Source organism: Shewanella aquimarina (genome assembly GCF_023349185.1).
Taxonomy (GTDB): Bacteria; Pseudomonadota; Gammaproteobacteria; order Enterobacterales; family Shewanellaceae; genus Shewanella; species Shewanella aquimarina.
Genome location: NZ_JAKIKY010000007.1, coordinates 62324 through 78064, shown reverse-complemented (window position 1 = coordinate 78064; position 15741 = coordinate 62324). Strand labels below are relative to the sequence as shown.

Here is a 15741-nt window from a genome sequence, read left to right as displayed (position 1 = left end):
GCTGATCGCTCTCAGCCTGCATCGCAGCCAAGCAGGGCCTTGGCCCTGTCAGCATCATCTTTAATTTGTAGCTTCAGCGCATCTAATGACTTAAATGGCTGTTCATCCCTAATCTTTGCCACCAGCTCGACTTCGACGGTGCGACCATAGAGGTCTCCATCAAAATCAAACAAATGGACTTCTAACTGACAATTTTGTCCATTGACCGTAGGCCTAAAGCCCACGTTTGCCACCCCTTCATAGATGTCACTACCATCCCAAAATAGCCTGACGGCAAAGACGCCCCGTACCGGAGACACCTTACGTTTCAAGGCGATGTTGGCAGTGGGAAAGCCTATGGTGCGGCCAATTTTCTCGCCGTGGGCAACTTTGCCGCTCAGTGCATAGGGATGGCCCAGCAGACGTCTTGCCTGCTCTAGGTTGCCTTTGGCGAGCAGCCCACGAATCTCGGTCGAGCTCACCCGCTTATCCCCTAGGATAAAGCTATGGGTATTGACCACGGCGAAACCATATTTTTCACCGGCGGCCTTTAACATCTCAAAATTACCGCGACGCTGCTTGCCAAAACAGAAGTCATCCCCCACCACCAGGTATTTCACCCCTAGCTGTTTTACCAGGAGATCCTCGATAAAGGCTTCGGCGGGCATGGCGGCAAACTTCTGATTAAAATTGACGCATAGCAGACGATCTATGCCCAGCTCATCGAGCAAGACTATCTTATCGCGCAGCAGACTCAGCCTAGCCGGGGCATTATCCCCCTTAAACAACTCTTGCGGCTGAGGTTCGAATGTCATGAGTGTTGCTGGAACCCCATGTTGCTTGGCTTTTTTCACAAGTGCAGCAATGACTTCGGCATGCCCACGATGCACACCATCAAAATTACCAATAGTCAGCACGCAGCCCTGGTGTCGGGGTAAAATATTATGTATACCGCGGATCAGTTCCATTACATTCAATAACTAGCAAGCATAAGTTCGCGGATTATATACCAGCTCAAGATGATTATCAGCAATCAAAAGCCAGCTTTCATCCTCCAGGGGCGAATTCCTAACAATAACATAGCCAGCAGATAGACCACAGCCCCCGCACCAATCAAATATGCAAGCTGAGTTGCCCTGCCCACAAAGGAGAGTGTCAGCCAGGTTTCCATGCTAGGTAACAACTGATAGAGCACGGCGATCATCAGCGCGGCAGCTACCAAGGTTTTCCCCATAAACACAAGGGTTTGCCTTGAGATTTGATAAACACCAGCACGATGTAGACCGCGATAAAGCAGGCTGGCATTGAGCAGTGCCGATAGCGAGGTAGCTATCGCCAACCCCACATAGCCGAAAGGAAACACAAAAATCAGATTAAACACCATGTTACTGACCATGGCGACGATACCGTAGCGCACCGGCGTCTTGGTATCCTGACGAGAATAATACCCAGGGGCCAACACCTTGATCAGCATGAAACTCAGCAGACCCGAACCATAAGCCATTAAACTGTAGGAGGCCATATCGACATCATCTATCGTGAAGGCACCGCGCATAAACAGCACCATCAACATGGGCTTGGCCAAGACGATCAGCCCACACATGGCCGGAACCCCCATCAGCAGAATCGCCTTGATCCCCCAATCCATCGTCTTGGCAAACCCATCACCTTCGGCGTTGACATGTTTCTTCGACAGGGCCGGCAAGATAACGGTAGCAATCGCGATACCAAACAGACCTAAGGGGAACTCCAGCAGTCGATCTGAGTAGTAGAGCCAACTGATGGAGCCCGTCACCAAGAAACTGGCGATAAAGGTATCGAGCAGCAGATTGATCTGCGACACAGACACGCCAAACAGCGCGGGCAGCATCAGGGTGCGGATCTTAACGACGCCCGGGTGATGCCAGCCCCACGACGGCTTAACCAAGGCCTTCTCTCTAAATAGAAAAGGAATCTGAAACAGAAACTGGATCAGGCCACCGGCGAAAACGCCCCAAGCAAGGCCTATCTCCGGCTGATCGAGCTTAGGCGCCAGAAACAGCGCCGCACTGATGATGGCGACATTCAAAAAAACCGGGGTAAAAGCCGACACCGCGAAACGACCTCGGGTATTGAGTATCGAACCCGCCAAGGCGGTAAAGGTAATAAACCAAAGATAGGGGAAGGTGATCTTCAACATTAGTGATGCAAGTTCAAACTTCTGACCATTTGGCTCATCGTTTAGCCAGGCCAAAAACCAGCCGCCGCCAAACAGAGCCGTTAATAGTGGCGAGGCGATCACCCCCACCAGAGTCACCAAGGTCACCACCAGCCCGAGCGTACCGGTCACCTTGGCCAGCAACTCGCGAACCGCCTGGTCGTCATGTTTCTCTTGATATTCGGTCAATACCGGCACAAAGGCCTGGGCGAAGGCGCCTTCGGCAAATAATCGGCGTAAAAAATTTGGGATCTTATTGGCAAAAAAGAAGACGTCGGCGCTACTCCCTGCTCCCATCAAATTGGCGATAACCACGTCTCGCACTAAACCTAAAACACGAGAAATCAGCGTCATAGCACTCACGATCATGCCTGACTTAAAAAGTTTCTTGCTCAAAGCTCCCCCTGAAACGAGCATCACAGGTGTATCGAGCAAGTTAAAAAGTCGACTTACCCCCTGTCACCAAGCAGCAAATACTGCTAGAATTGCGCCCCATATTACACGAGTTAGGTTGAAGAAGGCCAAGTCTGCTCTGATTAATTTATCTTTAAGATAAAGATCCGATCATTGTCATTGACAAACTGACGAAAAAAAGGCATATTCCTCGACCTTTAAAAATATCTAACCCTTTTAGGAGTTGCACCTTGGCTAATAGCAAGTCTGCAAAGAAGCGCGCGCTTCAATCTGAAAAACGTCGTCAGCACAACGCTAGCCGTCGTTCTATGCTACGTTCTTACGTTAAGAAAGTTATCGCTGCGATCAACACTGGCGATCACAAAGCGGCAACTGAAGCATTCAATGCTGCACAACCAATTGTTGACCGTATGGCGACTAAAGGTCTTATTCACAAGAATAAAGCTGCCCGTCATAAGGCTCGTCTAAACGCTAAGATCAAAGCACTGGCTGCTTAATCTTTTAGCGATATAAAAAAACCGGCTTAGGCCGGTTTTTTTGTGCCTGTCGCCCGAGTACTAGGTCAACTTCCCTTCAGTATTACAGGCATAGGCCTAAGCTAAAAAACAAAAAAGCTGATGGCCTACAGCCCATCAGCTTTCTATCTGCGCTATTCTCAAGCCGTTTAGTGGCAATAGATAGTGTTAAGTAACTTAATAATTTCAGATACTTCCTTGCTTTTTAGCGAATAAAATACCGTTTGCGCTTCTTTTCGCGTTTCGACCAAATTGTCTTTACGAAGCCATGCTAAGTGTTGCGACAGCGCAGATTGGCTAAGCCCCAGCTTTTTATTCATCTCACCGACGCACATCTCACCTTCGCTCAACAAGTAGCATAAGATGAACAGCCGGCGTTCATTTGCTAAAGCCTTTAGCAATACAACAGCATTATCCGCTCGTTGCTGCATCAATTCTATATTCATTACGAGCAATTTCTCCTAAAACAAACCCCGGCACTAATATAGCGTTGACTTAAAGATATAGTCGGGACATGAAGCACACTTTTTGCTAGATTGTTTTCAAAAATGGGACATACGTAATAAAAATAAAGGAAACTCATGAAAAGCTCCCCTATCACCCTCCTTTCCACGCTCTTTTTTACCGGGTTATTAGCATGCCAAAACGCGTTAGCAACAGACACAAATCAAAGTGTTAGCCAAATGCTTCAGCAAGAGGCGCTCGCTTCCAGCCTGGCATTCGATATTGTCGAATCGCTAACTGTCGAGGTAGGCCCTAGACTCGCGGGCAGCGAGAAAGATCTGATCGCCGTTCAGTGGGCAGAGAAAAAACTCGCTTCACTTGGGTTCGACAGAGTCTATAAGGAAGCGGTACAGGTGCCCGTATGGCAACGAGGCGAGGCCAAAGCCAATATTGTCTCTCCCTATGCACAGCCACTGGTGATCACCGCCCTTGGTGGCAGTATCGGCACGCCCGAAGAAGGTATCAGCGCGCCAATCGTCCGTTTCGAGACCCTGGATGCCCTTAAACAAGCCGATCCAAGCCAGGTCACAGGAAAAATCGTCTTTATCGATCACATCACCCCAAGGTTCAAGACAGGCAAAGGCTACGGCATGACGGTAGGCGGACGCTCGCGCGGCGCGATTGCGGCGGCAGAGAAAGGCGCGCTAGCCATAGTGATCCGCTCTATCGGCACAGACCATGACAGAATGGCTCATACTGGCATGATGCGCTACCAGGACGGGGTTGATAAGATCCCAGCAGCGGCCATGTCCAACCCTGATGCGGACTTGATCACCCTGATGCTAAAGCGCGATCCCAATGTCGTGATGCACCTAGAGATGAGCCCCAAGAACCTGGGCTATGCCACATCCTACAACGTGATTGCCGAGGTCACCGGCAGTAGCAAGCCCGACGAGATAGTGCTCATCGGTGCCCATCTGGATTCTTGGGACGAAGGAACCGGTGCCATCGACGACGGCGCAGGTGTAGCCATTGTCACCGCCGCAGGCCACTATATTGCTCAATTACCCACAAAACCTGCTCGCACGGTACGTGTCGTCCTCTACGCCGCTGAAGAGCTAGGGTTAATTGGCGGCAAGAGCTACGCCAAAGAGCATCAAGCGGAACTGGCCAAACACTATATAGCCGCCGAATCCGACTTTGGTGCTGGACCTATCTACCAAATCGACTTTAACGTCGCCGACAAGGCCTTCGGCGCCGTACAGGCCCATACAAGCTCGATGCAGGATAACGGCGTCGCTCCCGGCAACAACAAGGCCTCTGGCGGCCCTGATGTCTCCATGTTGCCCGGCTACGGAGTCCCGGTTGCGTCACTGAGACAAGATGGCAGCGACTATTTCGACTATCACCACACGCCAAACGATACCTTGGATAAAATCGATCCCAAGGCGCTAGCGCAAAATGCGGCGGCCTATGCCCAGTTTGCTTACCTAATGGCCCAGTCTGAAATCAAGCTAAGGCCACTTACCCCTAAGGCAAAATAAATAGCGAAAAACAGCGGCCGCCAGCACCTTTACGCCGACGACAGACAAAAAAAGCAGCCTATGGCTGCTTTTTTATCGCGCTTGCTGAGCCATTAACTAACTTAGCTTGAGAGTAGACTTTCGCTTTGATTCAATTCTTACCTGACATTAAGCCTGCTCTTCCCTTAGGAATACCGGCTCGTTGACGCTCGAGTCTGCCTCGCTATAGTAATAGCCGGCGGTGTCGAACTTGATCAGCTCATTATAACTACTCACCTGATTATCCAGCATATAACGCACCATCATGCCGCGGGCCTTCTTGGCGAAGAAGCTAATCACCTTATACTGGCCATTCTTCTTATCCTTAAAGACTGGCGTGATCACCTGACCTTGGATCTGCTTTGGCTTCACCGCCTTGAAATATTCATTCGACGCCAGATTCACCAGAATATCATCCCCCTGTTCGGCTAGCGCCTTATTAACTTCTTGGGTGACAATATCGCCCCAAAACTGATACAGATTAGCTCCTCGGCCGTTAGCCAGCTTAGTGCCCATCTCCAATCGATAAGCCTGCATCAGATCTAGGGGGCGCAGTAAACCATAGAGTCCGGATAAGATGCGCAGATGCTGCTGCGCGCGTCCAAGGCTCGCCTCAGACAGAGTATCGGCATCCAGCCCGGTATAGACATCGCCGCGAAAGGCAAACAGCGCCTGCTTGGCATTATCCAAGTTAAAGTCTCTGTTCCACTGGGCGAAGCGCGCGGCGTTGAGACCGGCGATCTTGTCGCTAACCTTCATCAAAGACGCGATATCTGCTGGTGTTAGCTCTCGACACACCTTGATCAACTCTTCACTGTGTTCCAGCAGTGCAGGCATTGTAAAGGTTTGGGTACTTGCTGGCGTTTCATAATCCAGGGTTTTAGCCGGAGAGACTAAGATCAGCATAAATTATCCTTTATTTCTAACATTAAGCGAGGTGACTATCATACTGACGCAGACAATAAAAAACCACGCCCAAAGGACGTGGTTTTTTAGATAGAACTAATAGAAAGCCGCGATTAGCCCAATATCCCTATACCTCTGGGACGGCAACCGACTCTTCTTCCTCTTTAGCCAGTACCCCCGCACTCGGCTTACCCTTCCAGATCTTCTCATCCAGACCATTAAGCTCGGGAAAATGCGCAGCATCGAAGGTTGGCACCTTGCCCGCCTTTAGCTGCAGCTCATAATCTTTGATCACCGCAAAGGCCACCTTAGAGAGCATGACGATGGCGGCAATATTCACCAGCGCCATCAGCCCCATGGAGACATCGGCGAAATTCCACACCAGCTGCAACGAGGCAACCGACCCCGCCATGACCATGGCCAACACCAAGGCGCGGAAGGTATACAGTACCTTCTTACTCTTGCTCAGGAACAGGATATTGCTCTCCGCATAGCTGTAGTTAGCTATGATAGAAGAGAAACAGAAGAGTATGATGGCAAAGGCAACAAAATAGGCTGCCCATCCGCCCACCTCGTTGGTGAGCGCCAACTGCAGCAGGCCAATCCCCTTCTGCTCGCCCGGCGCATCAAGGACGCCAGACAGCAAAATGATGGCGGCAGTCGCGCTACAGATGACTATGGTATCGACGAATACGCCGATCATCTGCACGAAGCCCTGAGAAGCAGGGTGGTTAGGGTTCGGTGATGCTGACGCCGCGATATTGGCCGCACTGCCCATACCCGCTTCGTTTGAAAAGAGTCCCCTGGCGATCCCCGCCATCATGGCCCCCATGGCACCACCGGCGGCTTCTTCCCAACCGAAGGCACTCTTCACGATATAGGCCAGCGCCGCAGGCACCTGCTCTAGGTTCATCACCAGCACAACCAAGGCGATAGCCAGATAAGCCACCGCCATCACAGGCACGATAAGCTCAGAAGCCTTAGCCACTTTCTTCAGACCACCGCTGATGATATAGGCCGCAACTGCGACGATCACCAGACCTACCATGGTCTTATCTAAGCCAAAGGCATTGTTGAGTGCCTCAGTCATGGTGTTGGCCTGCGCGGCGTTGAACGCAAAACCGAAGGCGATGATCAGCAATATCGAGAACAGCGAGCCCATCCAGCGCTTGCCCAAGCCCTGCTCCATATAATAGGCCGGACCACCGCGATACTGACCGTCGCTGTCTTTTACCTTATAGACCTGAGCCAGGGTCGACTCGATAAAGGCGGTCGCCATCCCAAGCAGGGCGATGAGCCACATCCAGAACACGGCGCCGGCACCACCTACAGTGATCGCCACCGCAACCCCCGCCATGTTGCCCGTCCCCACACGCGCCGCCATAGAGGTACAAAACACCTGGAACGAGGAAATGCCATTAGTCTTTTCCCGTCCTTGCAGCACAAGTTTGGTGCCATGACCAAACATACGTAATTGGATAAAGCCCAATCTCAATGTAAATAACACGCCCGCAGCGACCAGCACGTAAATCAACACGCTGCCCCACAGCATGCCGTTTACCGCGTTGATAGTCGAATCGACTAAATTTAATACAGATTCAAACATAGAACTTCTATCACCCTTAGGACGTTTATGGCGGCATATCCAAACAAGCCGCCATCTTTGTTAAATTTCCTTCCCAATTTGATCGAATAATTTCGGCAGGATTTTCTTTTCGAATTATCCTTTCATGATGCCAAAACAACATGCCTGCCGAATTCGACACGCCAAAATAGCATACCATCAAAAAAGCGCCATGTGATACAGATCACACTTACCCATTTACATGACATTGGCATCACGCAATCAGACATAAATAAGCTACTGTATTAACGTAACTAACATGGTGTTTACCACCAAAAATTTAACATTTAGTAAATTTAACGACTTTTCAAAAATAAGATATTGAACACATTTTTGTAATAAAATTACAAATATAGTGCCTCACATGAGCTTTGATTAACTTATTGCTTACTATAAATGGGGTTATTTATGTCACAACAGCAAGAGATCACCGCACTAAAGAAATTTGTAAGAGCGACCAACTTCCTGGCCACCTCGCAAATCTATCTAAAGCAAAACGTACTGCACAAGCGTCCGCTAGAACATAGCGACATCAAACCCAGACTGCTAGGGCACTGGGGTACTTGTCCAGGTATCAACTTCGTCTACGCTAACGTCAACCGTCTCATCAAGAAAACCAATCGTCCTTTCCTCTACCTTGTCGGCCCAGGCCACGGCTTCCCTGCAGTACAAGCTAACCTGTTTATGGAAGGATCGCTGAGTCATTTCTATCCAGAGACGATTCCGTACAACGAGACTGGTATCGAAGATATCTGTAAGAAATTTTCAGCTGCCTATGGCTATCCTTCTCACGCTAACCCAGAAGCACCGGGTCAGATCCTAGAAGGTGGTGAGCTAGGTTACTCGCTCTCTGTTGCCTGGGGTGCCGTACTGGATAACCCTAACCTCATCGCTACCGTACTTATCGGTGACGGTGAATCTGAAACAGGCCCACTAGCAGCTTCTTGGTACGCTAACCGTCTGGTTTCTCCAGCAAACAACGGTGCCGTACTGCCTATCGTTCACATCAACGGCTACAAGATCTCTGGCCCAACCCGTATGGGACGCATGAGCCACGAAGAACTTGAGTTGGAATTTAAAGGTCTTGGCTATCATCCAATCATCGTCGATAGCGACCTTGAAGAAGATGTCTACGTGCAGATGACCAAGGCGATGGATGAATCCTATGCCATGATCGAAGCCATTCAAACCAAGGCTCGTAGCGGCGAAGATGTCGTTAAGCCTCGCTGGCCAGTGATTCTGATGCGCACCGCAAAAGGCTGGACAGGCGTTGCCGAAGACAATGGTAAGAAGCTGGAAGGCAACTGTGAATCTCACCAGGTTATCGTTAACAAGTGTGCGAAAGACAAACAACACCTTGAAGCCTTAGATCAATGGCTTGCCAGCTACAAGTTCGGCGAACTCTATAGCATCAACGAGCAAAACCAGATCGTGTTCGACAAAGACATTCAATCTTTGCTCCCACCAAAAGAGCTTTGCTGTGGTCGTCAACACCTGAGCTATGGCGGCGAAGTGGTACGTTCACTGAACAACCCTAAGCTGGAAGACCTGGCCTACGGTGCTGAAACACCAAGAGGACAGCGTGGTTACTCTATGTTGAAGATGGGTCAATGGATGCGTGATGCGTTCAAGCTCAACAGAGATCAGCGTAACCTACGTATCTTCAGCCCTGACGAAACCTACTCTAACCAGCTACAGGCTGTGTTTGAAGAGACAGATCGTGCATGGCAATGGCCTATCGAGAGCTGGGACGAAGATATGTCTCGCGATGGTCGTGTACTCGAGCTGCTATCTGAAAACCTGCTGTTCGGTATGCTACACGGCTACACAGTAACGGGTCGTCACGGTATGTTCCCAACTTATGAGTCTTTCTCACAAGTAGTGTCCTCTATGGCCGACCAATACTGTAAGTATGTCTATGCCAGCCAGGGCGTACACTTCCGTAAGCCTGTGCCTTCTTGTAACGTCGTGCTCTCTTCACTGCTAGAGCGTCAAGACCACAACGGTTATTCTCACCAGAACCCTTCTTTCCTTGGGGCTATGCTTGAGAAGCACCCAGAGATCATCTCGGCTTATCTGCCAGCAGATGCCAACTCGACACTGGTTTACACCGAGCGTGCCTTCGCCGACCGCGACAAGCTAAACATCATCGCTGCCGGTAAGAAAGAGCTGCCACAATGGCTGACACTGGACGAAGCACGTCAACAGGCTAAAGATGGCGTCATGGTGTGGGATTTCGCCTCTGACGACAACCCAGACGTCGTTCTAGCAGGCTGTGGTGACTATGTGACCCAGGAATGTATGGCTTCTCTAGTCATCCTGCGTGAGCTACTACCAAGAGTCCGCGTGCGCTTCGTGAGCGTAACCGAGCTAACCAGCAGCGGTCTGGGTAGCCGTAAGTTCCAAAGCAAGCCTTGGATGATGGATGAGATCTTCACCGCCGATAAAGGCGTGGTCTTCAACTACCATGGTTATCCAAACACTATCAAGAAGCTGGTGTTCGATTACAAGGGTAGCCACAGATTCCGTATCAAGGGTTATGAAGAGGAAGGTTCAACCACAACACCATTCGATATGGGCGTGCGTAACGGTACTTCTCGCTACCACCTGGTTATCGATATGGCTTACAAGCTATTCCAACAGGGTGTGATCGACGAGACACAACACGTCGCCATCACCACTGACATGCTTCAGCGTCTGGTTGATCACCGTAACTACATCAAGGCCAACGGTGTAGACCCTGAAAGCATCGAAAACTGGGTCTGGACACGTTAAGAATAGATTAACGCTAAGTTAATTATTCTACTAGAAAAAAGGCGATTCCTAGCGGAAACGCCTTTTTTATTGTCTATCGACCAATAATCCTAGAAAATTTGCCTGTTATTCGTGGCAATTTCTATATTCGCGTAAGATAATACAGAGGCTAGCGATAATACCAAAGGAATCCCCCCACAAAGTGCTGGCATGTTTTTACTGGATAAAAACAGCATGGGGGAAAGATAGTAAAACAAAGGAATTGGAAAATGATGAACAATACATTGAAAGCTATTCTGCTTACATCAATGCTCCCATTTGCAGCCAATGCAGCACAAGAACTCACCCCTTGGTACGTCGGTGGCGGTTTAGGCGTAAACAACTACGAGCCTAACTGCGATCAGAAAACCATGAAGCAATGTGGTGAAGATGATCCTTATGCTTGGGATGTATTTGGTGGTTACCTCTTTAACGACTATTTTGGTGTCGAACTGGGTTATCGTGACCTGGGCCGCGCCGAATGGGTCGACTATGCCAACAAACTTAACGATGTCGGTGCTCGCGGTATGACACTCGGCCTGGTAGGTTTCTGGCCGTTTGCCGACCGTTGGAGCCTGTCAGCCGAAGCCGGTGCAATGAATTACCTACTGTCTAACAACAAACAGTGGGGTAGCGAGTACTACAGTGACAGCGGTGTTGCACCTTACTTTGGTGCAGGTATCGGCTACAACTTTACCGAAAACCTCAAGCTGCAAGCCAAGTATCGTCGTTATGAAAATCTCGACGAAGACAAGTGGAACACCCTTGAGATGGAAAGCAACTACTGGGGTCTTGAGCTAAGCTACCGCTTCGGTCGCGCAGCCGCTGCACCCGCACCCGTTGCAGCACCTGTGGTTGTTGAACCAAAGGATTCAGACAACGACGGCGTGACCGACGATAAAGACCAATGTGCCAACACGCCGAGCAATCATAAGGTTGATGCCAGCGGTTGTACCCTTTACCGCGAAGTCACCGAGAAACATGAACTGGGTTCAATTCGCTTTGCCAATAACTCTGCCGTGGTGAACTCTGCGTCTTATGGCCAAATCGAAAAGCTGGCCAACTACATGAACCAAAACCCACGCGCAACCGTGTTGATCGGTGGTCACGCCTCTAACGTAGGTAACCCTGACTACAACATGGATCTGTCTGAGCGTCGTGCCAATGCCGTTGCCGAGCTACTGGTCAGCAAGTACGGTATCAGCCAAGATCGCGTCAGCGCTAAGGGATATGGTATCACTCAGCCGCTGATCGAAGGCAGCAGCGCCGAAGCCAACAAGGCTAACCGTCGCATCGAAGCCCACGTTACGGGTGTTCGTAAAGAGGCGATTCTAAAGTAAGTCTTTACGATTAACTTAATGATCGAGCTCAATAAAAATCGCTGCTTAGGCAGCGATTTTTTTTCCTGTCATAATTTAATGGTTATACTCTAAGTCCGTTTAGCCCAAACATCAGCCCGGCTATACGGCAATGGCTAAAATGCCTTTTACTGATATTTAGCAACTTTTCTGTAATTTTTTTTCATTCATGGTTGGAAATATCGGCAAAATCGCGTCTAATAGCCGTTAGTAAACCACACACTTAAGCTGCTTCTTAAGAAGGATGTAATTTTCATGGCTAATACACTCGAGCAATTCAAATCAATCACCACCATAGTCGCCGATACCGGTGACATCGAAGCCATCAAGCGTTATCAACCACAAGACGCTACCACCAACCCCTCTCTTATTCTCAAAGCAGCCCAAATTCCTGAATACAAACACCTGATTGCCAATGCCATCGAATGGGCTAAGTCTCAGAGTGACGATCTGGCGCAGCAGGTTGAAGATGCCGGCGACAAACTGGCGGTCAACATCGGCCTCGAGATCCTAAAAATTGTTCCAGGCCGCATCTCTACCGAGGTGGACGCTCGTCTTTCATTCGACAAGGCCGGCTCTATCGAGAAGGCGCACAAGCTGATCAAGCTTTATGAAGAGGCCGGCATCGACAAGTCTCGCATCCTAATCAAACTGGCCTCGACCTGGGAAGGGATCTGCGCCGCCAAAGAGCTGGAAAAAGAAGGCATCAACTGTAATCTGACACTTTTATTCTGTTTCGCCCAGGCCAGAGCCTGTGCCGAAGCCGGTGTTTACCTGATCTCGCCTTTCGTCGGCCGTATTCTCGACTGGTACAAGAAGGATACCGGCCTGGACTACAGCGCCGAGGAAGATCCTGGCGTTGTCTCGGTCACTAACATCTACAACTACTACAAGCGCCATGGCTACAACACGGTTGTGATGGGCGCCAGCTTCCGCAACACGGGTGAGATCATCGAACTTGCTGGCTGCGATCGCCTGACAATTGGCCCTGCACTGCTTGAAGAGATGGCAAACAGTGACACGCCTGTCGTTCAAAAGCTGAAACCAGCAGGCGAAGTCGTTGCCCCGGGTGCCGCCCTCAGCGAAGCCGAGTTCCGTTGGGAGTTCAACCAAGATCCTATGGCCGTTGAGAAGCTTGCCGAAGGTATCCGCAACTTTGCCATCGACCAGGGCAAACTTGAAACCATGCTAAAAGCCGAACTCGAAGCCTAAGGGAATAGACGTCATGACTAAGCTTACTCAGCAAGATGCGTGGGCCCAGCTTGAAGCGCAAACCGCCAAGCTGCCCCATATGCGCGAGCTCTTTGAAGCCGATCCACAGCGCTTTGACAAGATGTCACTGTCGGCATGTGGACTGTTGCTGGACTACTCCAAGAACCGAGCCGATGAGCAGACACTGACACAACTGTTTGAATTGGCTAAATCTGCCAAGTTAAGTGATAAGATCCGCGCCATGTTCAATGGCGAGATCATCAACAACACAGAGAAGCGCGCCGTACTGCACACCGCCCTCAGAGCCGAGACTGACGAGGTGATCCTGGTGGACGGCCAAAATATCGTCCCCGAGGTAAAACAGACTCAGGCCAAGATGGCCAAGTTTGTCGAAGCTGTCACCTCGGGCGAGTGGAAAGGCTACACGGGCAAGGCGATCACAGATATCGTTAGCATAGGTATCGGCGGCTCATTCCTTGGACCTAAAATCGTCACTCAGGCGCTGCGCCCCTACTGGAATCCGGCGCTCAAGTGCCACTTCGTTGCCAACGTCGATGCCACCTCACTGTGTGAGAAGCTGCGTCTGGTGGATCCAGAAACCACTCTGTTCGTGATGTCGTCCAAGTCTTTCGGCACCCAAGAGACGCTGACCAATACCCTGAGTGCCAAGGCCTGGTTCCTGGAAAATGGCGGCACTCAAGCGGATATCGCCAAGCATTTCGTCGCCGTAACCTCAAATGTGGCCAAGGCAACCGAATTTGGCATGGATGCGGATAACATCTTCCCTATGTGGGATTGGGTCGGCGGCCGCTATTCACTCTGGTCGGCGATTGGCCTGCCTATCGCACTGCTCATTGGCATGGACAACTTCTACCAGCTGCTGGCCGGTGCCAAGTCGATGGACAAACATTTTGTCGAAGCGCCTCTCGAGCAGAATATGCCGGTGATCATGGGGCTATTTTCCCTGCTCTATGGCAACTTCTACCAGGCACAGTCCCATGTGGTACTGACCTATGATCATTACCTCAGAGGCCTGCCAGCCTACTTCCAGCAACTGGACATGGAGAGTAATGGTAAATCTGTCACCCTCAACGGCGACAGCGTCGACCATGCAACCGGCCCGGTGATCTGGGGCGGCGAAGGCACTAATGGTCAACACGCCTACCATCAGTTACTGCACCAAGGCACGGCACTGATCCCGGCAGACTTTATTCTGCCGCTGCAGAGCCACAACCCCCTCGGTGAACACCATGTTCAGCTGGCGTCAAACTGTTTTGGACAGACCCAGGCGCTGATGCAAGGCAGAACCTTCGATGAGGCTCTTGCCGAACTCGACGGCAGCTCGCTGAGCCAGGAAGAGAAGGCATTGATCGCTAAGCACAAGGTGATGGATGGCAATAAGCCAAGCAACACCCTACTGATGGACAAGCTGACCCCGGAAACTCTGGGTGCCCTGATTGCCCTGTACGAACATAGAACCTTCGTTCAGGGTGCACTATGGGACATCAACTCCTTCGACCAATGGGGCGTCGAACTGGGTAAGACCCTAGGTAACGATGTACTCGCTCGTCTTCAGAGCGATGAAGAGGCTAAGGCGCTGGATGCATCCAGCAACGCCCTCATCAATCTCTTTAGACGCGGCCACATTTAAGCTCGCGAAAGATTAGCCAATAAAAAAGCCAGTTTTCACTGGCTTTTTTATTATCTGCAGTAACATCCACCAGCAAGCTTAAGCTTTCGCCCATACAGCGGGCAAAAAACCACCTGCCGCGCCATAAATGATTCACTCAGACTTAACATTATTGAAACATTTTTCTTGCACTATAAATTGGAAGTGTGATATTTAATTGTTGAGAAAAAATACAACAACAGGAGGTTGCCATGAATCGCTTAGATTATGGTAGTGCGCTAGATGATACCGTCATTGAAAGACCCAACAGTCGTTCGCGAAGCTCCAACAAGAAGCGAAAATGGCGCGAAATAGAGGCTATCAAAGAGAAACAGCGTTTGATTAAAGAGCTTCAGGATATCGACAGCAGTTTCGAATACGACTTAGATAACCTTCTGATGTAAAAATGATAAGAAAATAGCGCCTAAGGCGCTATTTTTATGTCTGTCACTCTTCGGCCTTGGCCAGATATTCTTTTAACTCCTCGAAGAGCAGATTGTCATCGTCGCTGAATAAGGGGTCGCTAATTAACTTCTCCTGACATCTGTCGGCCACCTGCTGCCACTGCGCCTCGGTCATCCCCGCCTCCCAGATGGGGAACAACTTACTCTCTTCATACATCATGTGATTTCGCTGAGCCTCAACATACTCCTTCAGCGCCTGACTCAGGGTTTCGTTCTGTACCGGGACGTCACTCAAGATAAGGTTTAGGGTAGTCATCAGATTGGTCGAACTTTCGATGAGACCATGATGCTCTTCCCCCAGATTCTCTTCCAGGGCCTCTTCAGGGTGTGTCTGGATATAGAATTCGTTGATCAGATCCTCTACCGGGTGATGGCTGTGCTCGGCATAGCTCTGCATATATTCGACGATATCTCGGATCAGATTAAAGTTGACGGCCTCACCATTTTGCAGCCGCTGCTGCTTATTTTTGAGAATATTTAACAGTATCGCGATATGTTTATGGTCATTATGAAGTCTCGCTAACATCGTCACCTCCAACCTTCTAGACGCCTTTAGTTACTATAGTCAATTGTTGAACTTTTACTCACACTAATATGTAACCCG

Annotated in this window: 13 protein-coding genes; 7 read left to right on the top strand and 6 right to left on the bottom strand. The window is 50.0% G+C overall.

Annotated features, from left to right (window positions below):
• Window positions 1-11: 11 nt before the first annotated feature.
• Entirely contained in the window at window positions 12-947 is a 936-nt protein-coding gene (ribF, locus tag L2731_RS10220) for a bifunctional riboflavin kinase/FAD synthetase (protein WP_041510400.1), read from the bottom strand.
• Window positions 948-1012: 65 nt separating this feature from the next.
• Window positions 1013-2572, bottom strand: coding sequence for a murein biosynthesis integral membrane protein MurJ (gene murJ / locus L2731_RS10215; RefSeq protein WP_239849875.1), 1560 nt, complete (start codon window positions 2570-2572; stop codon window positions 1013-1015).
• A 248-nt stretch (window positions 2573-2820) separates the two neighbouring features.
• Here murJ and rpsT point away from each other — a divergent pair, with 248 nt between their 5' ends.
• Window positions 2821-3087, top strand: coding sequence for a 30S ribosomal protein S20 (rpsT, locus tag L2731_RS10210; RefSeq protein ID WP_011864900.1), 267 nt, complete (start codon window positions 2821-2823; stop codon window positions 3085-3087).
• A gap of 167 nt (window positions 3088-3254) precedes the next feature.
• Here rpsT and L2731_RS10205 read toward each other — a convergent pair whose 3' ends face one another.
• A complete protein-coding gene (locus L2731_RS10205; protein WP_011864899.1) occupies window positions 3255-3551 on the bottom strand; it encodes an ArsR/SmtB family transcription factor in 297 nt (98 codons plus the stop codon).
• A 135-nt stretch (window positions 3552-3686) separates the two neighbouring features.
• Here L2731_RS10205 and L2731_RS10200 point away from each other — a divergent pair, with 135 nt between their 5' ends.
• Window positions 3687-5093, top strand: coding sequence for a M28 family peptidase (locus L2731_RS10200; protein ID WP_239849874.1), 1407 nt, complete (start codon window positions 3687-3689; stop codon window positions 5091-5093).
• 147 nt (window positions 5094-5240) lie between these two features.
• Here the strand turns inward: L2731_RS10200 and yaaA are convergent, their stop codons facing one another.
• Together yaaA and L2731_RS10190 are read right to left on the bottom strand one after the other, a co-directional pair.
• Complete coding sequence (gene yaaA, locus L2731_RS10195) at window positions 5241-6017, bottom strand: peroxide stress protein YaaA (protein ID WP_239849873.1); 777 nt, start codon at window positions 6015-6017, stop codon at window positions 5241-5243.
• A gap of 127 nt (window positions 6018-6144) precedes the next feature.
• The gene (locus L2731_RS10190) at window positions 6145-7623 is read right to left on the bottom strand and encodes an alanine/glycine:cation symporter family protein (protein WP_249252974.1); all 1479 of its coding nucleotides are present in this window, start codon (window positions 7621-7623) and stop codon (window positions 6145-6147) included.
• A 426-nt stretch (window positions 7624-8049) separates the two neighbouring features.
• On the opposite strand from L2731_RS10190, the gene L2731_RS10185 reads away from it, so the two are divergent.
• From L2731_RS10185 to L2731_RS10165, 5 genes are all read left to right on the top strand, one after another.
• Entirely contained in the window at window positions 8050-10416 is a 2367-nt protein-coding gene (locus L2731_RS10185) for a phosphoketolase family protein (protein WP_239849871.1), read from the top strand.
• Window positions 10417-10664: 248 nt separating this feature from the next.
• Window positions 10665-11774, top strand: coding sequence for an OmpA family protein (locus L2731_RS10180; RefSeq protein ID WP_239849870.1), 1110 nt, complete (start codon window positions 10665-10667; stop codon window positions 11772-11774).
• A 273-nt stretch (window positions 11775-12047) separates the two neighbouring features.
• Window positions 12048-13004: a transaldolase gene (gene tal, locus L2731_RS10175; RefSeq protein ID WP_041510393.1), complete on the top strand. Its 957-nt coding sequence runs from the start codon at window positions 12048-12050 to the stop codon at window positions 13002-13004.
• A gap of 13 nt (window positions 13005-13017) precedes the next feature.
• Window positions 13018-14655: a glucose-6-phosphate isomerase gene (pgi, locus tag L2731_RS10170; protein WP_239849869.1), complete on the top strand. Its 1638-nt coding sequence runs from the start codon at window positions 13018-13020 to the stop codon at window positions 14653-14655.
• Window positions 14656-14885: 230 nt separating this feature from the next.
• Entirely contained in the window at window positions 14886-15077 is a 192-nt protein-coding gene (locus L2731_RS10165) for a DUF3545 family protein (RefSeq protein ID WP_011864891.1), read from the top strand.
• 43 nt (window positions 15078-15120) lie between these two features.
• Here the strand turns inward: L2731_RS10165 and L2731_RS10160 are convergent, their stop codons facing one another.
• Window positions 15121-15663: a hemerythrin domain-containing protein gene (locus tag L2731_RS10160; RefSeq protein WP_041510391.1), complete on the bottom strand. Its 543-nt coding sequence runs from the start codon at window positions 15661-15663 to the stop codon at window positions 15121-15123.
• Window positions 15664-15741: the final 78 nt, after the last annotated feature.

Coding starts and splice junctions, on each gene's coding strand:
- tal (WP_041510393.1), top strand. CDS start 12,048: ATGGCTAATACACTCGAGCAATTCAAATCAATCACCACCATAGTCGCC.
- L2731_RS10185 (WP_239849871.1), top strand. CDS start 8,050: ATGTCACAACAGCAAGAGATCACCGCACTAAAGAAATTTGTAAGAGCG.
- L2731_RS10190 (WP_249252974.1), bottom strand. CDS start 7,623: ATGTTTGAATCTGTATTAAATTTAGTCGATTCGACTATCAACGCGGTA.
- L2731_RS10180 (WP_239849870.1), top strand. CDS start 10,665: ATGATGAACAATACATTGAAAGCTATTCTGCTTACATCAATGCTCCCA.
- L2731_RS10160 (WP_041510391.1), bottom strand. CDS start 15,663: ATGTTAGCGAGACTTCATAATGACCATAAACATATCGCGATACTGTTA.
- L2731_RS10200 (WP_239849874.1), top strand. CDS start 3,687: ATGAAAAGCTCCCCTATCACCCTCCTTTCCACGCTCTTTTTTACCGGG.
- L2731_RS10205 (WP_011864899.1), bottom strand. CDS start 3,551: ATGAATATAGAATTGATGCAGCAACGAGCGGATAATGCTGTTGTATTG.
- yaaA (WP_239849873.1), bottom strand. CDS start 6,017: ATGCTGATCTTAGTCTCTCCGGCTAAAACCCTGGATTATGAAACGCCA.
- pgi (WP_239849869.1), top strand. CDS start 13,018: ATGACTAAGCTTACTCAGCAAGATGCGTGGGCCCAGCTTGAAGCGCAA.
- L2731_RS10165 (WP_011864891.1), top strand. CDS start 14,886: ATGAATCGCTTAGATTATGGTAGTGCGCTAGATGATACCGTCATTGAA.
- ribF (WP_041510400.1), bottom strand. CDS start 947: ATGGAACTGATCCGCGGTATACATAATATTTTACCCCGACACCAGGGC.